This window comes from Photorhabdus akhurstii (genome assembly GCF_018448925.1).
Classification (GTDB): Bacteria; Pseudomonadota; Gammaproteobacteria; order Enterobacterales; family Enterobacteriaceae; genus Photorhabdus; species Photorhabdus akhurstii.
The window spans coordinates 17897-41404 of sequence record NZ_RCWE01000008.1; the positions used below are offsets into that span (position 1 = coordinate 17897).

Sequence of the window (23508 nt, forward strand, 5' to 3'; positions counted from 1 at the left end):
AAAACGCAAAGTAACTATTCAGCAAAGTAATTAATATTGATCACTAACTATCCTAGCTGACTTTTTGAATATTACAAGAATTTGATGGTTTATATATGAAAAATAATAGAAATATAAATGGCGACAGTAGAGTTATATTTTTTTAATTTGTTGTTAATATGAATGTTTTATAAATTACTTGGTGATGTTTTATTTTTTTATTTATTGTTAAATGTGATAGTTTAGCAATGATATTTTTATGATTTCCATTAAGTTTAGTAATTAATGTTTTATCTTGATTATATTGTTATGTTATTTAAATGCGATTTCTTAAATAGCATATTTAACACGTTAATATGTTGATAATTAGTCTGATTTTAATGATTGAGTGTTGTAGTTATCAATTGATTATATAATTTCCTTGCATTGTTTATCAATTCGTTTGATTTCGAAGAGAATAAGCTAAATTTTATTTCACTAAATATGAAGAAATGGCCCTAAGAGAGGGCCATCTATTATCTTACTTCAACAATAAAATACCTACTGGAAAAGATTTTAAGCTTCATCAGAGAATTCATCGACATAGAGCATTAACTCAATTCCTGGTTTGATATCTGTTGTTTTTATGCCATCGTTCCAGTTCATTAAATCCTTAATGTTGATACCGTGATGTTTAGCAATACTGGCAATTGAGTCGCCTTGGCGTACACGGTAAATAATGGCGTTGTCATTATTTACCCTTAATACTTGCCCAATTTTTAACAATCTGGCGGTTCTCAGATTATTCATGCGTTGTAATTCACGGGTGGAAACGTTAAACCGCTTGGCAATAGCGGATAATGTATCACCTGAGCGAACTTTATATTGGCTTTGTTTACTCAATCGGCGGTTGTTGTTAGCAACTTCCTGACGAATATTGCTTAAAACGGTTTTATTTGCCAGCGAGTGTTTAAATTGATCAACTTTTGCCTTTGGCAACATGATGTAATGTGGACCGTTAGGCGATGTTACTCCTCGCTTATATCCGGGGTTATAGGCTTTAATCGATGTCAGGGACATGCCAGCCAGTTCTGCGGCCTGAGACAGCGTGATTTGTTGGCCAACATCAACTTGAGCGAGCGCCCGTTGATTATTGGATTTTGGCAGCGTAATGCCATATTTATCGCTGTTGCGGATGACATCACTGAGTGCCAGAACTTTAGGCACATAGAGCGTAGTCTCCCGTGGTAGTGATAATGACCAGAAATCCGTTGGTCTACCTTTTATCTGGTTTTCTTTTATTGCGCGCATAACACGGCCTTCGCCGCTGTTATAAGCAGCAATAGTCAATAACCAGTCACCATTGAACATTTTATTCAGGCGTTGTAACAGATTCAGGGCGGCAGTTGTTGATGCGGCGACGTCCCGGCGTGCGTCGTACCATTTATCCTGAGTAAGACCGTAATTGCGGCCCGTATCCGGGACAATCTGCCACAGACCCGCGGCCTTGGCGCGTGAGGTAGCATGCGGGTTAAAAGCACTCTCCACTATGGGTACCAGTACCAGTTCCATTGGCATATCGCGTTGCTTGATCTGCCTGACTATCCAGTACATATACGGTTCAGCCCGTAAAGTTACATCGTGGAGATAGCTCTTGTTTTTCAGGTAATAATTTCGTTGTTCACGAACCCTGTAATTATCAGGGATTTTCATCTTCAACTCATCTCGGATGTATCCCCACAGCTCACGCTGAGCGCCAGAACCATCCTCTCCCCAGTAGGCAGCAAGCTGATCGGTATCATTAGTTGCTGCTATCTTGCCTGTCTTTAGACTCGTTGAAGACGAATTCTGTGCCCGTTGTCCGGCTGTCGTCGACCAATCTGGTCCAGATTGACAGCCAACCAGCAAGACAGATGCGAACAGAATCGCTTTTGTCTTCATAATTAATTTTTATGGTTGCTTAAAAGACGACCAATAATACTTATCTTGGCTCGATATAGCAACTCTCTCAATCAGAATTGATCTTTTCGTCTTCTTAGTTGACAGAAAACGGCGGAAAGCGGTTGAGAGTTGGGGACAATTCCAATATTTCTTTGTAAATCAACATCATCACATTTTAAGAAAATATTAATTTTTTTCTCGGTTTGTAATGTGGTTGGTACTGTTGGTTGATTGCTTTCCCTCATTTGGGTTACTTTTTGCTGATATTCGCTGATAGTCTGATTGGGTAAAACAGCATGAGCAAATTTCATATTAGAAACGGTATATTCATGGGCGCAACAGATCAGTGTGTCATCGGGCAGTTCAGCTATTTTACTTAGAGATGCATACATCTGTTCAGCGGTTCCTTCAAAGAGGCGTCCGCAACCGCCAGAGAACAAAGTATCCCCACAAAAGAGGTAAGGCGCTTGATAAAAAGCGATATGCCCCAGAGTATGGCCGGGAACGTCGATGATCTGGAAAGAAAAATGACCGAAATGGATGCTATCACCGCCACAGACTATCATCGTCGCACCTTTGCTCTCGGTTTCTTTTGGGCCGTATACTGGTAGCTCAGGGAATCGATCAATAATTCCAGGGACGCCGCCAACATGATCGTGATGATGATGGGTAAGTAGAATTGCATCGGGTATCCAGCCGTGGGATTTTAAGGTATCAAGAACAGGCTGTGATTCTGTCGGATCAACGATGACAACATGTCTGTTTTCATCACAAAGTAACCAAATGTAATTATCCGAAAGGACCGGAATGCTGATAAGCTCCATTGTATACCTCTTATTAACAGCGGGTTATAAGGAAGAAGCCATGAAATCTGCACATACAATACAGAATATAAATCCCCCGGCTTCTTGGGTTGATTTACCTTGGGGGGAGTATTACCGTGCCGCTTTGGAGCGTCAATTACAACCTTGGTGGCCGAAAATATTTGGTTTCCATCTGTTGAAAGTCGGTAATTTGAGTGCCGAAATTGACAGCAAGGAGTGTCCGATTTTTAATCAGATTAATGTGGGTAAGGAAGGCAAGAATATGCAGGTGATTACTGATCCTTACCATCTACCGTTTGAAGAAAAGTCCGTTGATGCTTGTTTACTGAGTCATATGCTGGCTTACAGCGCTGATCCCCATCGTCTTTTACGGGAAGTTGATCGAGTGATGATTGATGATGGTTGGCTCATTATCAGCGGTTTTAATTCATTGAGTTTGCTTGGTTTGGGAAAATTAGTGCCGGGATTATGGCGTCATCAACCCTATTGCAGTCGGATGTTCTCCCTAATGCGCCAACTTGATTGGTTGAGCTTGCTTAATTATGAAGTGATGTACCGTGATAGTTTTCAAATATTGCCTTGGCGAAATGAAACGGGTTTTGTTAATCGGCGCCTGTCTGTATTGGGTTGTGTCAGTCTGATTATTGCCCGCAAACGCACACTGCCATTAACGTTAAACCAGATGAAAGTGACGTTATTAAAACCTAAATTGGGCAGTGCTGTTGGCGTAACAAAATGTTACCGAAAGCGCAGTTAATCTCTATTCTCAAGATATCCAGTGTCGGTTTCTGTTGGTGAGTTTGCTGCGGCACGGGCTAATTCATCACAATGTTCATTTTCATTATGCCCGGAGTGGCCTTTGACCCATTGCCAATCAATGTCATGGCGGCTAATGGCTTGATCAAGACGTTGCCATAAGTCGACATTACTGACCGGAGATTTATCTGCTTTACGCCAGCCGCGTTTTTTCCAGTTATGAATCCATTGTGTAATGCCTTGACGCACATATTGGCTGTCGGTGGTTAAGACAATTTTACAAGGGCGAGTCAGCGTTTCCAGGCCAATAATTGCCGCCATGAGTTCCATTCTGTTGTTTGTTGTACGATAAAAACCTTCGCTAAGGGTTTTTTCGTGTTGTTGATAGCGTAATAACACACCGTAGCCCCCAGGCCCCGGATTGCCGAGACAAGATCCATCGGTGAAAATTTCTACCTGCTTGCCCATATCTGGTAGACTCTGCTTATTCAATTCAAAACCCTAAGTCTGACATAAAAAGGCATTATGAGCACGGCAATTACACGACAAGTTGTTCTTGATACCGAAACTACCGGTATGAATAAATTAGGTGTTCACTATGAAGGGCACAAAATTATTGAAATTGGGGCTGTGGAGGTTGTTAACCGTCGTTTAACCGGCCGCCATTTTCATGTCTATATTCAGCCGGATAGATTGGTCGATCCTGAAGCATTTGAAGTGCATGGGATCAGTGATGAATTTTTGCAGGATAAACCGCTGTTTGCTGATGTTGCAGATGAGTTTGTTGAATTTATTCGCGGCGCTGAATTGATCATCCATAACGCTCCCTTCGATATCGGCTTTATCGATTATGAGTTTGGCAAGCTGGATCGTGATATTCCGCCAACTGCGGATTTCTGCAAGATTACTGATAGCTTACAACTTGCAAGAGGGTTATTTCCGGGGAAAAGAAATAACCTTGATGCGCTATGTGATCGTTATGATATAGACAATTCTAAACGAACCTTGCATGGCGCGTTGCTCGATGCCGAGATATTGGCTGATGTCTATTTGATAATGACAGGCGGTCAGACTTCTCTTGCTTTTTCAATGGAAGGGGAAATTGCTGGTGGTGCGAATGTTTCTGAAATACAGCGTGTTACCCGGTCTCAAACGGCATTGAAAGTTGTTTATGCAACGGATGAAGAACTCGCGGCTCACGAATCCAGATTGGATTTAGTTGAGAAGAAGGGCGGGAGCTGTTTATGGCGTATAAGTTCTGAACAGAGTTAACATAAAATTGCGAATAAATCACCTTTTGGGGTGAAAAGTTGATCAAACTCGTCACTTTGTTATAAAAAATATTGACGGAATGATCTTGGATTCGTAATATTCACCTCGTTCTCAACCAGAACGCTGCGCGGTGCGGTAGTTCAGTCGGTTAGAATACCGGCCTGTCACGCCGGGGGTCGCGGGTTCGAGTCCCGTCCGCACCGCCAAAGATTTCGAAGCCCTGGGTAGTTGCCCGGGGCTTTTTCGTTCGTATCTATATCTTTTTTGTTTGTACTTATACCATGTTGTAATCTCTCGATAGACAATATAAATGATAATGAAATTGCATTAACATAAGACATACAGGTGCTACCAGATTTCTACACAGCTTGTTTCTGCAACTTTTATTAAGAATTTGTTCTCTTTACCAGGTCTATAGCGTGATGGCCAAATATCCGATGGATGTAAACCTAATTCAGTAGCGATTAATGCTTCTCCTTTTGGCCACGGGCGATGTAATGCATTACTCAGTGTCGATGATGCTAAACCAGCTTTGCGAGAAACGGCTGAAAGATTTGTTCCTTGTTTTCTCAGTGCTGCAATAATATCTGCTGGATGCCAGTCTCGAATATCCATAAATAATCTCCAAGTTTTAATTGTGAGAAAAACATTGATAATAGATAAATTATCAATGTTTTGCTGATTGGTAGTAATTAGGCACAGATTATCAATCAAGGTTAATTGAATTGGCTATCGGAGAGAATACTGAATAATAGTATCGATTGTTTTATGGCAAAGTATTCCCTATATATTGCGGGTGTTTTTTCTTAATGTAAATAGCATTATTATTATCTGTGAAAAATATTCTTAGTTTAATAACCGAAATAACTAATAGTTTCTTATGAATACTTTCTTGCTATTTTTCAGGCAATTTATTAACGGTAATGATTATTACATTTACATATATGCAGAGAAATTCCCTATTTTTTGCAAACCACGACTCTGGGATTTTATTCCATATATCATCTGGTTGAGTCGTGGTAGAATCAGTTTAATAGTTTTATATTTTGTTTTTATAATATTGCTTCCTTTTATAATAACTTGGATATAAAGGTGAGATTTATAAATAAGGAAATAAAAATCGCTCTGGTATATAAAGGTTAAAATTATTGATACGGCAATACTCCTCAAATTGAGAGTCAGAGCTCACTTTTAGTTTCTGGTATGTTTTTTCTATCTGATCTTTCACCGATTGGTAAGAAATATTAAGTCTCTCACTGATCTCCTTTCTGCTATGTTTTGCTAGAAATAGGAAAATAATTTCCCACTCTTGTTGGGAAAATTGTTCTGAGGGAGAACAAAACATAACGGAAGGTGGCAATTTTCCATTGAAAAACTCCTTCAAAGAAAGCGCTTCCGCTTTCCGCCCATGAAAAATAATGCCAATACATTCATTATCTTCACTATAAAATGGAGATTTCTCGAAGAAATAGGAACAAAGGCGTTTTTCTTTGCCAAATCTATGTGTTTCTAATGAGCATATATTTTTTTCTAAACGCATGACTGTTCTGTCATGTCGTTGAAATTGTTCTTCAAAGATTGCTCCTGCCCAAGGTAATTCACAATCAAAACGTCCTTCGACGTTCAAATTAAGCGGAATATCTTGTAGCATAGCCATTGCTTTATTTTCATAAATAAAGCAAGTGCTTTTATCTTTAATGCCCCAAGGATCATGGCTATGTTTTATGGTGTTTATTATCTGTGCTGATATATTACTCGTCGTTTTCATCTGTTTTATTTACCACATTATATAAACATTTTACTACCAGGTTTTAAAAATCTCTCAGGGACATAGAGATCAAAATCATTAAGGCGGCAGTATTCATCCAGTTGTTGACCAGAATTAATACCAATTTTCTTGTATATCCGTAACATGTGCGTTTCTACCGTACGATAAGAAATATTCAGTATTCGCCCGATCTGTTTACTGGTGTATTTCTGTAAAAATAGAAAAATGACATCCCATTCCCGTTGAGTAAATAGCCCAGAAGGGGGCTGGAACATGATAGAGCCGGGAAGCTTGCCATAAAAAAAGCGTGTCAGAGAATAGGCTTCGGCTTTCCATGCATGGAAAATGACGCCGACACATTGATTATCTTCATTATAAAATGGGAACTTTTCGAAGAAATAGGAGGAAAGTAATTTTTCTTTACCATATAAATGGGTTTCTAATGAGCATATTCTTTGTTCCGCTTGCATTACCGCTCTGTCATGGATCTGAAATTGTTCTGCAAAAGCGGCGCCTTCCCAAGGCAGATCATTGTCTAGGCGTCCTTCTACATTAAAACCGCGAGGAAGATCGCGCAACATAGCCATTGCCTTGTTTTCATAGACAAAACGGGAATTTTGATCTTTTATGCCCCAGGGTTCATGACTGGTTTCCATTAGATTAATAATTTGAGGCGATACGGTTAATTTTTTATAGCTCACAACATAATTCCTATTGTTATTGAAAAAATATCTGGGTTTTAGATCTGAATTAATGGGAATTTACAACTCTTGGCTGCCAATAGCGACGAACCTTTCTGGAATGTATAGATCAAACTTATTTGCTTTGCAGAAATCCTCTAATTCTATATGCAGCGGTAGATTAAATTTTTGGTAAATTGACTGAATATGATTAATGGCCTCTTCTGTACTTATCATTAATTCTTCGCTGATACTCTCTTCGTCCAGTGAGCGAAGAGCCAAAAAAAGAACTTCCCATTCAGTTTGAGTCAGTATGTCATTAGGAGGGGTAAATTCCAGAGCTGTTGGCGATATTTTTTTATGATAGTAAGCAATGGAAAAATTTTGAACTTTGGACATATGAAAAGTGATACCGATACAGTCCCCATTTTCATCACAAAGCGGATATTTATTACAGCGATAGGTTTGCTTGACTTTATTTTTCCCAAATAGATGAGTCTCAAGTGAAGTGACTGTTTTCATGGTTTGCATCACTTTTTGATCTTGACGACAATACTCTTCTGTATACTCTGCAATAGGTGAGGGCAATTCCCCGGTTGAAAGCCCTGTAATCTCGAAATCTTCGGGCAAATTAAGCAGTTGGTAAAAAGCAGGATTTGCATATATAAATCTTGATTGGCGATCTTTTGCGCCCCAAGGCTCATTACTTTTTTCCCACATGTAAATTAATTGCGGAGTGATATTACTTGGTCTGTTTTTGATATTTGACATGAGAATGTCCTAGTTGTTAATTAAGTAGTCATCTGCGTGTCTATTTTATAGGTTCTATTTAAAATAACCCGATTATATAATGGATTGCAATAATTAATTCGTTAAAAAATAATATTTTTTATTTTATCTATATCTGTTAATCAAATTACTTATTATTTTAGGTAAAAATGTCATTATATAAGAAAATATAACTATAAGTATTATTTTGTTTTAAATTATTTATTTGGTTATTGATGATGAAATAACATTGATTTTTGATTGGTGTTTTTTCTATCTATTCACTATTGATAAATGAAATTATTAAGAGATCATTAGCATATAATTAGGATAAATATAAACAATCAATCTAGTCGCTGAAAATTGTCATAAATCAAGAATATGTCTCTGTTTAATGGGTTATTTTATCTCTTGATTGGCAACTAATAGCTGTGTTTAATTCATTTACCCATTTATATGCGCAATGAGTTTGTTTATTACTCTGATAATGCTGAAATTTATATAGAGCCATAAGGCAAATCAAAGAATTGTCGTTCAGATGAAATTAAGATAGTTTCCTGGTATTTGGCTTTAAAGATTGCGGTTTGTACGCTGTGCTGAGAAAATTATCCCCCTAAACGTTTTTATCCCACTTGGAGTAGAAAATGACCACTCGTAAAACCCTTGCTAATGCTATTCGCTTCCTGAGCATGGATGCTGTGCAGAAAGCAAAATCAGGGCACCCTGGCGCGCCTATGGGAATGGCTGATATCGCTGAAGTTTTATGGCGTGATTATTTGAATCATAACCCAACTGATCCACATTGGGTTGATCGTGACCGCTTTGTATTATCTAACGGTCATGGTTCTATGCTGATTTATAGCCTGTTGCATCTCACCGGTTATGATGTTTCCGTTGATGATCTGAAAAATTTCCGTCAGTTACACTCTAAAACCCCAGGCCATCCTGAGTATGGTTATACTCCAGGCGTAGAAACTACGACAGGTCCTTTAGGGCAGGGAATTGCCAACGCAGTAGGTTTTGCGATTGCTGAACGCACTCTGGCCGCGCAATTTAACCGTCCTGGTCATGAGATCGTTAACCATAATACTTATGCCTTTATGGGTGATGGTTGTATGATGGAGGGCATTTCTCATGAAGTTTGCTCTCTGGCGGGTACTTTAAAGCTAGGCAAATTGATTGCTTTCTATGATGACAATGGCATTTCCATTGATGGTCATGTTGAAGGCTGGTTTACGGATGATACGGCAAGCCGTTTTGAAGCTTATGGCTGGCATGTGATTCGCGGTATTGATGGCCATAATGCAGCTTCAGTTAAAGCTGCTATTGAAGAAGCACGTAAAGTTGCTGATAAACCTTCTCTGTTAATGTGCAAAACAGTTATCGGTTTTGGCGCGCCAACCAAAGCGGGTACCCATGATTCTCATGGCGCGCCATTGGGTGATGCGGAAATTGCCGCGACTCGTGAAGCACTGGATTGGAATTATCCGGCATTTGAGATTCCAGCGGACATCTATGCTGAGTGGGATGCAAAAGAAGCTGGCAATGTGAAACAAGCCGCTTGGAATGAAAAATTCGCTGCCTATGAAAAAGCTTATCCTGAATTAGCTGCTGAATTCAAACGTCGTACCAGTGGCGAATTACCGGCAGACTGGGAAGCTGAATCCAAAGCATTTATCGAACAGTTGCAAAAAAATCCGGCCAATATTGCCAGCCGCAAAGCATCCCAGAATGCCTTGGAAGCGTTTGGCAAGGTGTTGCCTGAATTTATGGGCGGATCTGCTGATTTGGCGCCAAGTAACCTTACGATGTGGTCAGGTTCTAAGCCATTGAACGAAGATCTGGCTGGTAACTACATCCATTACGGCGTTCGTGAGTTTGGCATGTCAGCCATTATGAACGGTATCGCTCTGCATGGTGGTTTTGTGCCTTATGGCGCAACTTTCCTGATGTTCGTTGAATATGCCCGTAACGCAGTGCGTATGGCGGCATTGATGAAAATTCGCAGCATCTTTGTTTACACCCATGACTCAATCGGTTTGGGTGAAGATGGCCCGACTCATCAGCCGGTAGAACAGCTTGCCAGTTTGCGTGTGACGCCAAATCTGAGTACATGGCGTCCATGTGACCAGGTTGAGTCTGCGGTGGCGTGGAAATATGCTATCGAACGTAAAACAGGTCCATCAGCGCTGATTTTCTCTCGCCAGAATCTGGCACAACAAGAACGCACTGCCGAGCAGTTGGCTAATATTGAGAAAGGGGCTTACATCCTGAAAGATTGTCAGGGGCAGCCAGAACTGATTCTGATCGCAACCGGTTCAGAAATTGAATTGGCGGTGAGTGCTTACAACCAATTGACTGAGGAAGGTCGCCAGGTACGCGTAGTCTCAATGCCGTCTACTGATGCTTTTGATAAGCAAGATGCTGCATACCGAGAAGCGGTTCTGCCTGCTGTGGTTTCGGCACGTGTTGCAATCGAAGCGGGTATCGTCGATTACTGGTTTAAATATGTCGGTATAAATGGCGCTATCGTTGGTATGGATACATTTGGTGAGTCAGCGCCTGCTGATCAACTGTTTAAAGCGTTTGGTTTCACTGTAGAGAATGTGGTCGCTAAGGCTAAAGCTCTGCTGAAATAATTAGTCACTTCATAAATGAGCGCACCTGAGGTAAACGTTGAGCGGGTGCGCTCTTTTTCCGCACGATATCGTTATTGAAGATGGATCGTGGCAGCTTTCCTCGGTTTATGCCACGCAAATTCCGGGAACGGCTACTTTTTGGAACACGTGAGGCGAACCGACAATCCCATCAGGATATTTGGCGAGTTTTTCCTTGAATTCAGGATCTGTGAACGCAGCGCGGAAATGCTCCAGACTCTCCCAAACAGCATAGTTCATGAATGTGCCGCTGCCAGCGATTCCGCGATGTAATTGTGCGGAAATCAGGCCCACCTTAGACCGGAAATATTCTGCATCTTCCTTCCAAGTTTCTATTAGGGTGTCAGCCATTGAAGGATCAACATGAAATATGTTCACTAGCACGATGGAGCCATCGGTGTTCGAAAATAACTGTTCCCGCAGGGTTACGTGGGTGTCCATTTCTTCTAGTTTGACCATTTCTATCTCCTGAAAATTATGTGTTTATATTTATGTTTGTATTGCTATCCTGCCGAGGCGAGTCGCGTGATTTACGCGGCTTTTGACGGCAATAATATGTCAACGTAGAGACAAATGCGTTCCACCAATTACATGCTGTTTCCACGTTGTATTTCGTTTAACTGTTTGGTAATTCTTTATCGTTATTAACGAACGAATCCAGAGCGCTATGTCTTGTATTTGGCACAGGTGACTCTCCCAGCTCCGTCTCCAGGCTGATCAAGGTGTTTAATGTCACTTTTAGCTCGTTAGGATCGGAGGATTGCATCAGTGATTCGACCCATTCAGCTTCCAGCGATATCGCCGCATCAAAAGTACGCCAACCAAGCTCGGTCAGTTGATAGAGTGGTGAGCGTTCATGGCGAGGATTAGTGAGGGTTCTCACCATCCCTGAACTTAGCCCGAGATTCAATTGTTTTTGCACGCCTTGGCGCGTGATACCCATTGCGGCGGCAATCTGAGGCGCGGTAGGTGGATGTGGCGCATGCGCAATCGCACCGAGTACTTGCCATCTCGCACTCGTGATTCCCAACGGAGCAACGAGCTGATCCCCTTTAGAGAGCAGTAGGGCATTGAGCCGAAATACCGCCAATGTGATCTCAGTGAATACCTCAAACGCCGAAGTTTCCTCGGTTGACACGATTTACTTCCTTTTCCTTAGCTCCTCAAAAAACGACAACCAGTTTCCATTTATTGAGATTAAATGTCAATATTCCAACAAATGGTATTGATGATCCATGTCGCAGTTGTGAGTAAATAACGGTGGGATTGTTTCTTTCTGCTTGCTTGGGGTCGATGAATATGAGCAACAGTCTTTAATTCGAAGGTTGACCACTTTTTACTATTGCTTGCTATCAATCTCCTTTTCCCGTAATCTCGTTATTTGTAGCTGAATCGTTTCATTTTGTTATCTAAAGCGGTTTTCTATGCACGGTTTTGACAGTTTTGTGATAAGCAATCAGTACATCCGTGATTGAGTCGGTTATTCTAAGCGGTTGGGTGGTAATAACTATATTCAGGGAGTAACATGACAATCAAGGTGGCAATAAACGGTTTTGGCAGAATAGGACGCAGTATTTTACGTGCTCTTTATGAATCTGGACGCCGGGCTGAAATTGCGGTTATTGCTGTTAATGAGCTGGCAGATGCCGAAGGAATTGCTCACTTGCTGAAATATGACTCAAGTCACGGTCGTTTTGCCTGGGATGTGCGTCTGAATAATGATCTGTTGCAAGTTGGTGATGATAATATTCGCCTGTTTCATCAACCTGATATATCGACGTTGCCTTGGCAAGAACTGGGGGTTGATATTGTTCTTGATTGCAGTGGGATTTATGGCAGCAGAGCTGATGGCGAGGCACATCTTGCCAGTGGCGCCAAGAAAGTGCTGTTTGCTCATCCGGGGGGTAATGATTTAGATGCGACGGTGGTCTATGGTGTAAATCAGCATTTATTGACAGCAAAAGATCGTATTGTGTCCAATGCTTCCTGTACCACTAATTGCATTATTCCCGTCATTAAATTATTGGATGATGAATTTGAGATTGAATCGGGCACAGTGACAACCATTCATGCCTCAATGAATGACCAACCGGTGATTGATGCTTATCACAAAGATTTACGGCGTACTCGGGCAGCCAGTCAATCTATCATTCCGGTGGATACCAAGTTGGCCGCAGGGATAACCCGGATTTTTCCAAAGTTCTGTGACCGTTTTGAAGCTATCTCCGTGCGCGTACCAACGATCAATGTTACGGCTATCGATTTGAGCGTTACGGTAAAATCTTCAGTAACTGTTAAAAAAATCAACGAATTAATGCAAAAATCAGCAGCTACTTCATTTCGTGGTATAGTTGATTATACCGAATTGCCGTTAGTCTCAACGGATTTTAACCACGATCCCCACAGCGCGATTGTTGATGGCACACAAACGCGGGTTAGTGGGCAACACCTGATTAAGACATTAGTTTGGTGTGATAATGAGTGGGGATTTGCTAACCGAATGTTAGATACAACGTTAGCAATGGCTGCTACGGGTTTCAAATGATCTGTTGTTGATAGACGGCCATAATAGATTTGCACACGGCGCAAGATTAAATAATTTAGAGAATCAATAAGAGGATTCACCATGTCTGTAATTAAGATGACCGATTTAGATCTGGCGGGTAAGCGTGTTTTGATCCGCGCTGACCTGAACGTTCCGGTAAAAGATGGCAAAGTCACCTCTGATGCGCGTATCCGTGCCTCCTTGCCAACCATCGAAGCAGCATTGAAACAGGGCGCCAAGGTCATGATCACTTCTCACCTTGGCCGCCCGAATGAAGGCGAATACAACGAAGAATTCTCGCTGAAACCAGTAGTAGACTATCTAAAAGAGAAATTATCCTCCTCCGTTCGACTGGAAAAAGAGTATCTGGAAGGCGTGGAAGTTTCAGAAGGTGAACTGGTCGTGCTGGAGAACGTTCGCTTTAATAAAGGTGAAAAGAAAGACGACGAAACCTTGGCTAAAAAATATGCTTCCCTGTGTGATATTTATGTCATGGATGCATTCGGTACCGCTCATCGTGCTCAGGCTTCGACTCACGGCGTGGCTAAGTTTGCTCCTGTTGCTTGTGCCGGTCCTTTGCTGTCTGCGGAATTAGAAGCATTAGGCAAAGCGTTGGATAATCCGGCTCGCCCAATGGTGGCTATTGTCGGTGGTTCTAAAGTTTCAACCAAGCTGACCGTTCTGGATACGCTGTCTAAAATTGCCGACCAACTGATTGTCGGTGGTGGTATTGCGAATACGTTTGTTGCCGCGGAAGGTCACAATGTTGGCCGTTCTCTCTATGAAGATGATTTGATCCCGGAAGCGAAAAAATTGCTGATAAGCTGTGATATTCCGGTGCCAACCGATGTTCGTGTAGCAACAGAATTCTCTGAAACGGCCGAAGCAACCTTGAAATCCTCCAGTGATATTAAAGATGATGAGCAGATCCTCGATTTGGGAGATGAATCCGCTCAACGGCTGGCTGATATCCTGAAAAACGCTAAAACGATCCTATGGAATGGCCCGGTTGGTGTATTTGAATTCCCTAATTTCCGTCAAGGGACTGAAATTGTCGCGCGCGCTATTGCTAATAGTGATGCCTTCTCTATCGCCGGCGGCGGCGATACGCTGGCAGCGATCGACCTGTTCGGTATTGCTGACAAAATTTCTTATATCTCTACGGGTGGTGGCGCTTTCCTCGAGTTCGTGGAAGGGAAAAAACTGCCTGCGGTTGTGATGTTGGAAGAACGAGCAAAACAGTAATTAAGTCATGACGGGTAGCGGCTGATTGGTTAGCTACCCGCTCTAAACAGGACCCACGTAACATGTCTAAAATTTTTGATTTCGTAAAACCGGGTGTCATCACTGGTGATGATGTTCAAAAAGTGTTCGCTATAGCCAAAGAAAACAACTTTGCTTTGCCGGCGGTCAACTGTGTAGGTACTGATTCAATCAATGCCGTACTGGAAACCGCTGCCAAAGTTCGTTCTCCTGTGATCATTCAGTTCTCTAACGGCGGTGCTGCTTTTATTGCTGGTAAAGGTTTGAAAGTTGAAGGTCAACAAGCGGCTATTCTGGGTTCAATTTCTGGTGCTCGCCATGTTCATCAGATGGCTGAACATTATGGTGTTCCTGTGATCCTGCATACTGACCACTGCGCACGTAAATTGCTGCCGTGGATTGATGGCTTGTTAGATGCGGGAGAAAAGCATTACGCAGCGACGGGTAAACCGTTATTCTCTTCTCATATGATCGACCTGTCAGAAGAGTCTCTGGAAGAGAATATTGAGATTTGCGGCAAGTATTTGGCTCGCATGGCAAAAATCGATATGACGCTGGAAATCGAGTTGGGCTGTACTGGTGGGGAAGAAGATGGTGTTGATAACAGCCATATGGATAGCTCCGCGTTGTACACGCAACCGGAAGATGTGGCTTATGCTTATGAGAAACTGAATGCTATCAGCCCACGTTTCACTATTGCGGCTTCTTTCGGTAATGTTCATGGTGTTTATAAGCCGGGTAACGTTAAACTGACGCCAAAAATTTTGCGTAACTCTCAAGACTATGTTTCTGAGAAATTCAATCTGCCGCATAACAGCCTGGATTTTGTTTTCCACGGCGGTTCTGGTTCTACCGCGGAAGAGATCAAAGAAGCAGTCAGCTATGGCGTTGTTAAAATGAATATCGATACTGACACCCAATGGGCGACTTGGGAAGGTATCCTGAATTATTACAAAAAGAACGAAGGCTATCTGCAAGGCCAGTTAGGCAATCCAGAAGGCGCAGATAAACCTAATAAGAAATTCTACGATCCACGGGTATGGCTGCGTGCCGGTCAGGTTTCTATGATTGCCCGTCTGGAACAAGCGTTCAAAGAATTGAACGCGATTGATGTGTTGTAATTGGTGAAAGAGTTCCCTCTGAATTTTCATGCAGAGGGAACGTTAGCCGCATTCAGTAAATGAGATGTTACATCGCATCTACTCTTTTTATCATTTCCATTGCAACAGCCATAGACATGAACAGTTTGCTCTTTGTCTGAGGAAACTCCTCAAACCCTACGTTCATATACAGTTTTTTGGCTATGTCGTTCTTTGCATCGACGATAATCATCGGGGTAGGAATAGATTGTGACGACTCTATAGCTTTTCGAATTGCATCTATAAGCAAGATTTCACCAAACCCTTGGCGTTGAAATGACTTACTTATAGCTAGGCGACCAATAAGTGCGCAATGTAGTGTAGAAGGGTACTGTTTCGATATTTTCTCTGGTAGTTCGTCTAGCTCTACCGTGCATAGTGCTAGGGAATAGTATCCCTTTATTTGAGATCCATTTTGACTACTTGTAAGGACGAATGTTCTTGATAAGTCCTTTTTATCATGTTGTCCCGATACTGCCTTCAAGTAGTTGTTTAGTGCGGGTTCACCACAGTTAAAATTATTTCTATCGTGTTTGTTTTTATCTAGACGTTCTATCTTCATTTTTTATTGTTTCTTTATGTCTACGAGCAGCACGAAGGAAACGTTCGTTTACCTTGATTGGTTTTTCCAATGCATGAACAAACGCCAATGCATCTTCTTGACACAATTGAATACGCATATTTTGTTCAATGAGTCTTTTTGCCTCTGCTACAGCAGCATTGGCAATAAAGCTATTCAGACTGGCATACCCTGATAGTGATAACGCTCTTTCAAGTAACTCCTTGATCTCTGAACTCACCCTTGTGGTGATTCTTTCATTTGCTAATGTGGCCATAAGTCTTACTCCTACCGCATTGCGGTTATTAGTTCTTTAGTTCACTATAGATATCCACTACTCGTTTACATTATTTATTTGGAGCTAGCGGAACATATTATTTGGTGAAACGCTAAGTTTGTTTCATTGGTTAGTCTAACATTTTTTTTAACAAAATTCAATGGATGTGCCAAAGTGACACCATGTTGTGAGGCTAAACAAGCCATAGTCAGATAGAACAAAAATCATCAAAATTCGGACGCAAGTGAATCCGAGTATGCAGAGTTGTTAGCAAAAACCGCAGTAAACCCTCTTTACGGCGGGAAGCAGTCACCTGAGTTGTACTAGCTCTAGTCTGAGCTAGTACAGTTAGTTTCTATTTAAAGTTCTATACCCGTCATCTTTCAAGTTGCCTCTTTGTTGGCTGCACTCGCTCACCCCGGTAACAGAGTTTGCTATGCTCCCGGGGATTCACTCCCTTGCCGTCGCGATGCATCTTGAAATCCATAGGGTATGTGACCAAATTTATGAAGTTCTCCGCATTCCTAAATTCTCAGCGATAGCCGCAGAGCGAATATTAATAGCCTCTGTTGATATCCTATTAATTTTATGTCCTTTCAATGATTTTTTAATTGCTTTCATTGTCAGGAATTTGCCAACACCTTTGAAATTATATTCTCTATCTATTGCAATAGCGGGTTCTGTTTCTTGCAACAGCGCTCTTTCTTCATTACTCAATTGCGTATAGGGATGGGCCAATGCATAGTTGACATGTAATTCTGATTGTTTATTTTTTAAATCATGATAAACCTTAACCTCCATTGCCGCATAAATTTTTCTTTCACCGGAATAATCATTTTTTTCACTTTTATCCATTAACGCAAAGAAATCGGTTTCTGAATAAAAATCAGGGTGATTACTTCTATATTTATGCTCTTCGGCATATTCTGATATCGTATCTTGTATGGTTCTTGCCATATAACCGGATATTTCAGATCCTAAAGAAAGATTCGTTTTTGATTTTTCTGAAAGGGAGCTGTTTTCTTCAAGTCGGCTATATATGATTTGACTTTTTTCTATACCTTTTAGTAACTCTTCGTGGCTTAGCAAATAACCCGACGGATCGGAATCACCGACACGAACCACTTTCAATGATTTATTTTTTGTATAACTGCTCTCTTTCTCGTTCCATTTGACAACATGTGAACTTTTGGCTGCCAATTTGAATTTTAATTCATCAAAGAAATTTACCTCTTTGGTATATTTCCCTTTTTCTGGCGCTAATCCATTTTCATCTTGTAAACTCACAGGATTATTTCTTACCATTCGGTATAGATTCAGCCCATCAATGGTTCCTGCCGGGTCCGCGCTTAACCATCTGCCCGCCCACGGTTGGTAATAACGATAACCGTAATAATACAACCCGGTGGCATCTCGTTCTTTGCCGGAATAGCGAATCGTTTTATAGCTGGCTTCTGTTTGGCTGTTTGCTGCCCACAGCGCTGTCCCGCCAAATGGATAATACTCTTCCTCGCTGATAATTTGTCCTTGGTTGTCCAGTTCAAGCTGGCTGGAGCCGATCAGATTATCGTAGCTGTAACGTAGTTGATTATTGTTGACATCTTCTGGCTTACCGCTCTCCCAGTGCAACACCCGTACCTGTGCGCGACCGGCTTCACCGAGTGTGATAACGTGTAACTCTTCCGTTGTTGTGGCGTTGCTCTGGGTTGTGCGTAGCTCCAGTCCCGGCAAATAGATTACCCGTTGTTGCTGCGTAGTATTCTGGGTTGGCTGTTCACTCACTTTCAGTTGTCTCATGCCGTTGCTGTCGTAGCGGTACCACTCATTTCCCGGGCCATTATTAACCTGCTTTAACTCTCCTCGTGGTGTCCAGATAAGTGTCTGTCCGGGTAATAAACTGGTTTGGTGACCACCGGCATCAAACAACGTATCCACTTGATTTGGATCGGTGGTTAGCGTACTGAGAACACCCCGATTGCTGCGGTTTGAGAGGGTGATAGCCACGGTGTAGTTGTTCTGGGTAGCTGGCGAGCTGTGCCGAATTTGCGTCAGATTACCACTGTGATCATAGCTGTAGCTGCGAGTATAGTTAGTGTAGGTATTGTTGTCAGAAGGTAGCGCAGGGGAGGGCAGTTGGTTATTTTGCTGACCTATATTAGCCATTTCCCGCCCGGTGGCACTGATAAGCTGATACAGGGAGTCGTAGGTATAGCTATTCTCCGGGACCACTTTCTGATTGCGCCAAAAGCGGGTGGCTTCCGCATCATTACGGATATTGATCACATTGCCTACCGGGTCATATTGATAGCGTAAGTCTTGCAACACTTTGGCGTCTGACGGACGGCGGGTGGCAATACCGATAAGCCGTTGGGTTTCTGGTTCATAGCTGTATTCAGTGATAACCCCGTTACCGTGCTCTTCGCGTAATTTTTGTCCGGCGGCGGAGTAGGTCAGCGATTTGATAATCACTTGCTCGGCCTGACCTTTGAGTGTCAACCAACAGCCTTTTAGCTGCCCGGCTACGTCGTAGGCCAGACGCTGGATGTTGCCTTTGGCATCGGTCTGGGTCAATAAAGCCCCGGTGGCATCGGCTTTATTTTGGGTGGTATAGACATCACTGCTCAGTTTTTGCTGCCAGAGGCTTTGGTCTTCACCTGTCCAGTCAGCATTTTTATCATCGACGAGTAGTTGCTGAGATTGTGATAGCACGACGCCAGCCAGAGAAAGGCTATTGAGTTGAGTAAGTCCCGCGGTATCGTAATGGCGGACACACTGACCGGCGAGGTTGTAATCTTTTTCTTGCGGCGTATTGCCGGCCCAGATAAGACGTTCGGTCGTTTTCTCTCCTGCCTGTACTTGTTCGGTGATAGCGAGCAGACGACCGGGAAGGGTGTTATCTTCATAACGATGGTTTTGGCGGACACCGGTTGCATTGATGATCAACACCGGGCGACTTTCAATATCATTGAGGGTAATAGTCCGACCGGCATCAACACTTTCTTCACGTAAAACTTGACCGGCAAGATTAAAGACACGAATGAAATTTGGGCCGCTCTGGTTTTTATTTTTACGAGGATCGGTGCTTTTTACCTGAAATCCCGGAATATTGAACTCATAGAACGTAATTAATTCATCACTGTTTTCGTCAGCTTGAGTGCGTAGATATTCTAAAGTACGTACATTTAATTTCCTGTTATCTAATACCTTAATCGAGGGGGTCTTTTGGTCAATTGCAGAATTGTAACTGCTCATATTTTAACTCCTTAGATGGTGTTAATCGTTAAGAAAATTTAAGTTATGGCAACAACCAAAAGACCTTATCACTAAACAGGCAAGGAAAGCGATTTATCGTGATGTTATTAATGCAAACGCTTTGGTAATTTTTGAGATTGTATAAATAGGAATTAAAGTTTCAGATAGTGAGTGTGATTGATCAACCATCAGAAAAACAAGTGGTTGGCAGATTTGATATATCGATGATGCTTAATAACGAATCACTTGTATATCATAGTTAAAGATAAAAGAAATTTATTAAACCGCGATAGTCACAATACTTTAAAAACAATACTTTAAAAACAATGCCTTAAAAACAATACCTTAAAAACAATACTTTAAAAACAGAGGATGTTATGAGTTCTACATTCGATACAGCGAAGTCAGGAGATGATAATAAGAACATACCGCTTCTATCATGGTTCTGCACCTGTTGGGTATAAGACACCTAACGGGCTGTGATGTAACACAGATGAGGCTAATCCTTCAAATAGATGATGTTATTGGTCGCTTGATAAATGGTAATAAAGGTATTTTTAATTAAAAATTAATATGTTGAATGTTTAGAGTCATGATCATTGAGTGGAAAATCAGTAAAGGCCAAATAGTTTCATACATCGTAGACTGCTATTTTGGGGATGAGTTATTTTTGTCATTGCATCCGCCATTATATTTACAATAACTTAATCATTATTGAATTTGTAACACTTTGTTACAAAGTTTACTTTTTGTAAATGAAAAAAGTGGAAATTTTTTCTTGCTATTTGGTGATGATTTAATAATCATAACTTGAGTTCTGTCATATGGACAATATGAAGGACCTTCCAACTCCTGTTCCCTATATTCAAAGGGATTAATCGATAGGGATACATTTCGTCTTCCTGTCGTTCAGCTTGCTATTACTCACGGCATAAGCGGTGTTTCTTATCTGTGGTAATAGGATTTTTACTATCTTGTTTCCTTAGTGACGCAATCAATCACGGCTATTCCTGACAGGATATTGATGCTGATGAAAGTGATTGATAGCCGGGCGGGGAAATCTTGTGGAATTTTCACCACATGATGTTTGGGCTGCGTGCCTATTTGTAATTTAATTGTAAGGAAAGAGTATCAATGAGCAAATTAAGCCCACTCGATTGTCTTGACTGTAAAAACATGCTGAAACACTGGATAGAATTTCAGTTGGTGGATGAACAGGGGAAACCTCTGGTCAATATGCCTTATCGTTTGAAAATCCGTGGAAATCCTTTGCTGGGACGTAAAGGCGTCACTGATGGCAACGGATTATTACGGGAAGAAGATATGCCGCCCCATCCGGTAACTCTGTATATCGGCGCCCAACCACTGGCCGATGAAATGGAACAGCGCCCGTTGCGGGAAATACGTGGCGAAGGGGCCTCTGTGGTGAAGCCAAAAGCGGAAGCCGAAGGCTATCAATATCGTTATGTGACTATCGGGCAGATCAGTGATGGGTTGCCAGCGCTAGATGATTGGAATGATCCCAAAAAAATTCCACCTCCCTATCATTTCCCGGACCCGGAGCCAAAAGGCTATCAGGTCCATCCGGTGAATCGACGGTATGTTCTGGAGGTATGTCCATTCCGGGCTTGGATTCTGCTGCTACATCATCAAAAAGAGTATTCCATTGTGAATGCTTATAATCAGTGTTTGATGAGCGTGCTGGCCTATGCTGGCGGGGATGTCGATGTTGAAGGTTCTGTACTTCACTTTTTTAATCGGCAAATGGTGGATGTTTCAAAATTACCCTATAAAGTGGAAGCATTGTCGGCAACACCTGTCGTTTACGATGTGCCGTTTAGTAAACGTTATACCCGGGTAGAGTTTATTGATTCACAAGCAGGGAACAATAAGCAGGGTGATACCAAACTGTTTTATGCTGCCAGTAAGAAAGATATGATTATTAGTTGGCGGGGAACCGTTAGCCTGGATAATTACCTGACTGATGCCACTTTCCAGCCATTGGCTTTAAGTTGCGCTGATGAAAAAGCGTTGTGCAGCGAGTTTATTCATCATGGTAAAGTGCATAAAGGGTTTTGGGAGGCATTCAGTCTAGTTGGGAAACTAACAGTTCCGAGTGAAGAAACTAAAGTTACAACAGTATTCAGCGATATCTCAGATTTAGTTAAAAACAAACTGTTATTTATTTGTGGTCATAGTCTCGGAGGCGCGCTGGCATTATTGCATAGCGCACAATTGAAAGAACATAATCCTTGTCTCTACAGTTATGGGATGCCGCGAACATTAACTCGCAGTGCGGTAGAAGAATTGTCTTCTATTATCCACTATCGTCATGTTAATGAAGATGATGTCATCCCTGCTGTGCCATTTGAGCAGGATATGGATAATGTGTTTTTCAATTATTGGGCGCCGGCGGGGTACGACTGGGCAGTGATGAAGTTGTTATCGCCGTCACCGATTATTCAGGCAATTAAACAGGCGACAGCCAGTAAAGAAATCTATTTGCATCATGGTAAAGTGGTTCATTTTTTTCAAGCCAACAGTTGCCCGGAATGGCTGATTTCCGCCCGGAATGCCTCTCTTATAACGGGTGTTGCTGAAAGAATATTGGATAACACCACAAAACTCTACTTAATTCCTGAGTTAAATCAGGAAACAGAAAAGGATTTTTCGCTGGCCGGTGAGCGGCAGAATGCGTTGTTTAATCAGCTCAGTCAACAAGAAAAAGACAAACTGTTTGTTGAAAACAGAAGTGCTGATTTGAAAGGCGGATTCGGTTTCTCTAACCATAGCTCGTATAAATATGCGGGTTATATTGATAAACGCCTCAGAGAGTTATGTGAGCCGGATAAGATTACGGTCTATCAGGACAGTCAGCGTCAATTTAAGGCGAAAATGGACAGTTATAAGATGCTTATCCCTGACAATGTTTACTACCGAAATCTCTATTTTTTGGATATGGATAAGCAGTTAATAAAATCACTGACGGTCAGCCAGCAGGAAGAACAAGGGGAACTGGCCTTACAGCATTACTGTGATAAACAGGAACTGTCTGTATGAAAATATTGAAGGTAACGCTGTCCTTATTATTTCTCTATTTTATTTACTGGGCGTTTGGTGACACCCTTTTTGACCGGCTTTTTCCTTTTTCACCTGACGGGAAGAAACAGTTGATTACGGTGGAAGGTGTCGTGCCGAAATACACAAAACCGTATGTGTCCGCGCAGTATATCTCAAAATACTGCCTTAGATATCAGCTTGATGCAGGTATGTCGCCTTATCAAGTGCCGACTTATTATGGATTGGATTTGGATGTAAAAGCTGATCCGCAAACCGGTTACTTTCAGGCGAAATTGCCTTTCAATGGTGGAGGATGGTGTAAATGGAAAATCAATCGAGCGTTTGTGGCGGTGGGTTATACCGATGTTAGTCATCTGGTGAAAGATGCCGAACTCTCTTCGGGAACAGGATTAGCCGCCTTTATCAATGATGCCGCACGAACAAATTATTCTGAAGCCTCTGAGACTCGTGCATTGAATACGATAAATTTCAGCCCGGTTATTTACCCTGTTTTGAAAATGGTTGAGGGACGTCCAAACAGAGTTTCCTTACAGGGTAAGGTAGATTCGTTTCCTTTTCGGTTGAAATTAATGCCAGGAGAGGAATGGAAAATCACCTTCAAGCCTAAACTGGATGAAACCAAGATGCCGAAAATTACTGTCACTAACGGAAGGGGAGAATGGGTTGAATACCCTGGCGGGCACATTGAAATCAATACCCAAATGGTGGATACCCGTTACATAAAGTAACGTTCTATAAGGTTGTGTCACCAGTTTATCTAAATGCCAA

General features: G+C 41.8%; 20 protein-coding genes and 1 tRNA gene. 9 read left to right on the forward strand and 12 right to left on the reverse strand.

Going from position 1 to position 23508, the window contains the following annotated elements:
• Positions 1-534: 534 nt before the first annotated feature.
• Together mltD and gloB are read right to left on the reverse strand one after the other, a co-directional pair.
• Positions 535-1899 carry a murein transglycosylase D gene (gene mltD / locus EAE93_RS11240; protein WP_214039676.1) on the reverse strand — a complete coding sequence of 455 codons (1365 nt, stop codon included), beginning with the start codon at positions 1897-1899 and terminating at the stop codon, positions 535-537.
• 71 nt (positions 1900-1970) lie between these two features.
• On the reverse strand, positions 1971-2723 hold the full coding sequence (gloB, locus tag EAE93_RS11245; protein ID WP_036780465.1) for a hydroxyacylglutathione hydrolase: 753 nt from the start codon (positions 2721-2723) through the stop codon (positions 1971-1973).
• A 40-nt stretch (positions 2724-2763) separates the two neighbouring features.
• Here gloB and EAE93_RS11250 point away from each other — a divergent pair, with 40 nt between their 5' ends.
• A complete protein-coding gene (locus EAE93_RS11250) occupies positions 2764-3480 on the forward strand; it encodes a class I SAM-dependent methyltransferase (RefSeq protein ID WP_214039677.1) in 717 nt (238 codons plus the stop codon).
• On the opposite strand, the gene rnhA is transcribed toward EAE93_RS11250, so the two are convergent.
• Positions 3477-3947 (reverse strand): ribonuclease HI, encoded by a 471-nt coding sequence (gene rnhA, locus EAE93_RS11255; RefSeq protein WP_036780463.1) that lies wholly within the window; start codon positions 3945-3947, stop codon positions 3477-3479. The two genes, EAE93_RS11250 and rnhA, sit on opposite strands and share 4 nt — an antisense overlap.
• Before the next feature lie 57 nt (positions 3948-4004).
• On the opposite strand from rnhA, the gene dnaQ reads away from it, so the two are divergent.
• Positions 4005-4751 carry a DNA polymerase III subunit epsilon gene (gene dnaQ / locus EAE93_RS11260; protein ID WP_036808110.1) on the forward strand — a complete coding sequence of 249 codons (747 nt, stop codon included), beginning with the start codon at positions 4005-4007 and terminating at the stop codon, positions 4749-4751.
• Between the two features lie 129 nt (positions 4752-4880).
• A tRNA-Asp gene (locus EAE93_RS11265) sits at positions 4881-4957 on the forward strand.
• Positions 4958-5099: 142 nt separating this feature from the next.
• Here EAE93_RS11265 and EAE93_RS11270 read toward each other — a convergent pair.
• The 4 genes from EAE93_RS11270 to EAE93_RS11285 form a co-directional block, all read right to left on the reverse strand.
• The gene (locus EAE93_RS11270; RefSeq protein ID WP_036780460.1) at positions 5100-5366 is read right to left on the reverse strand and encodes a helix-turn-helix domain-containing protein; all 267 of its coding nucleotides are present in this window, start codon (positions 5364-5366) and stop codon (positions 5100-5102) included.
• Between the two features lie 484 nt (positions 5367-5850).
• Positions 5851-6519 carry a helix-turn-helix transcriptional regulator gene (locus EAE93_RS11275; protein WP_036808107.1) on the reverse strand — a complete coding sequence of 223 codons (669 nt, stop codon included), beginning with the start codon at positions 6517-6519 and terminating at the stop codon, positions 5851-5853.
• A 17-nt stretch (positions 6520-6536) separates the two neighbouring features.
• Positions 6537-7220 carry a helix-turn-helix transcriptional regulator gene (locus EAE93_RS11280; RefSeq protein ID WP_036808103.1) on the reverse strand — a complete coding sequence of 228 codons (684 nt, stop codon included), beginning with the start codon at positions 7218-7220 and terminating at the stop codon, positions 6537-6539.
• A gap of 60 nt (positions 7221-7280) precedes the next feature.
• A complete protein-coding gene (locus EAE93_RS11285; protein WP_040153429.1) occupies positions 7281-7970 on the reverse strand; it encodes a PAS domain-containing protein in 690 nt (229 codons plus the stop codon).
• Between the two features lie 641 nt (positions 7971-8611).
• On the opposite strand from EAE93_RS11285, the gene tkt reads away from it, so the two are divergent.
• Positions 8612-10606: a transketolase gene (gene tkt, locus EAE93_RS11290; protein WP_214039678.1), complete on the forward strand. Its 1995-nt coding sequence runs from the start codon at positions 8612-8614 to the stop codon at positions 10604-10606.
• A gap of 105 nt (positions 10607-10711) precedes the next feature.
• On the opposite strand, the gene EAE93_RS11295 is transcribed toward tkt, so the two are convergent.
• Together EAE93_RS11295 and EAE93_RS11300 are read right to left on the reverse strand one after the other, a co-directional pair.
• Positions 10712-11083, reverse strand: a complete 372-nt coding sequence (locus EAE93_RS11295) for an antibiotic biosynthesis monooxygenase family protein (protein ID WP_036780450.1) — start codon at positions 11081-11083, stop codon at positions 10712-10714.
• Positions 11084-11240: 157 nt separating this feature from the next.
• A complete protein-coding gene (locus tag EAE93_RS11300) occupies positions 11241-11762 on the reverse strand; it encodes a MarR family winged helix-turn-helix transcriptional regulator (protein ID WP_052105751.1) in 522 nt (173 codons plus the stop codon).
• Between the two features lie 387 nt (positions 11763-12149).
• On the opposite strand from EAE93_RS11300, the gene epd reads away from it, so the two are divergent.
• From epd to fbaA, 3 genes are all read left to right on the forward strand, one after another.
• Positions 12150-13169 carry an erythrose-4-phosphate dehydrogenase gene (gene epd / locus EAE93_RS11305; protein ID WP_040153422.1) on the forward strand — a complete coding sequence of 340 codons (1020 nt, stop codon included), beginning with the start codon at positions 12150-12152 and terminating at the stop codon, positions 13167-13169.
• An 81-nt stretch (positions 13170-13250) separates the two neighbouring features.
• On the forward strand, positions 13251-14414 hold the full coding sequence (gene pgk, locus EAE93_RS11310; RefSeq protein ID WP_040153420.1) for a phosphoglycerate kinase: 1164 nt from the start codon (positions 13251-13253) through the stop codon (positions 14412-14414).
• A gap of 62 nt (positions 14415-14476) precedes the next feature.
• The gene (gene fbaA, locus EAE93_RS11315) at positions 14477-15553 is read left to right on the forward strand and encodes a class II fructose-bisphosphate aldolase (RefSeq protein ID WP_036808081.1); all 1077 of its coding nucleotides are present in this window, start codon (positions 14477-14479) and stop codon (positions 15551-15553) included.
• A gap of 67 nt (positions 15554-15620) precedes the next feature.
• Here fbaA and EAE93_RS11320 read toward each other — a convergent pair whose 3' ends face one another.
• The 3 genes from EAE93_RS11320 to EAE93_RS11330 all read right to left on the reverse strand — a co-directional run bounded on the left by EAE93_RS11320 (position 15621) and on the right by EAE93_RS11330 (position 19659).
• Positions 15621-16133, reverse strand: coding sequence for a GNAT family N-acetyltransferase (locus EAE93_RS11320; RefSeq protein ID WP_040153417.1), 513 nt, complete (start codon positions 16131-16133; stop codon positions 15621-15623).
• On the reverse strand, positions 16111-16407 hold the full coding sequence (locus tag EAE93_RS11325; RefSeq protein WP_036808074.1) for a type II toxin-antitoxin system TacA family antitoxin: 297 nt from the start codon (positions 16405-16407) through the stop codon (positions 16111-16113). Before EAE93_RS11325 ends, EAE93_RS11320 begins: the two co-directional genes overlap by 23 nt.
• A 504-nt stretch (positions 16408-16911) precedes the next feature.
• Positions 16912-19659 (reverse strand): RHS repeat protein, encoded by a 2748-nt coding sequence (locus EAE93_RS11330; protein WP_214039679.1) that lies wholly within the window; start codon positions 19657-19659, stop codon positions 16912-16914.
• Between the two features lie 1134 nt (positions 19660-20793).
• On the opposite strand from EAE93_RS11330, the gene EAE93_RS11335 reads away from it, so the two are divergent.
• Positions 20794-22719: a lipase family protein gene (locus EAE93_RS11335; protein WP_214039680.1), complete on the forward strand. Its 1926-nt coding sequence runs from the start codon at positions 20794-20796 to the stop codon at positions 22717-22719.
• Positions 22716-23468: a hypothetical protein gene (locus tag EAE93_RS11340; protein WP_036808069.1), complete on the forward strand. Its 753-nt coding sequence runs from the start codon at positions 22716-22718 to the stop codon at positions 23466-23468. Before EAE93_RS11335 ends, EAE93_RS11340 begins: the two co-directional genes overlap by 4 nt.
• Positions 23469-23508 lie beyond the last annotated feature (40 nt).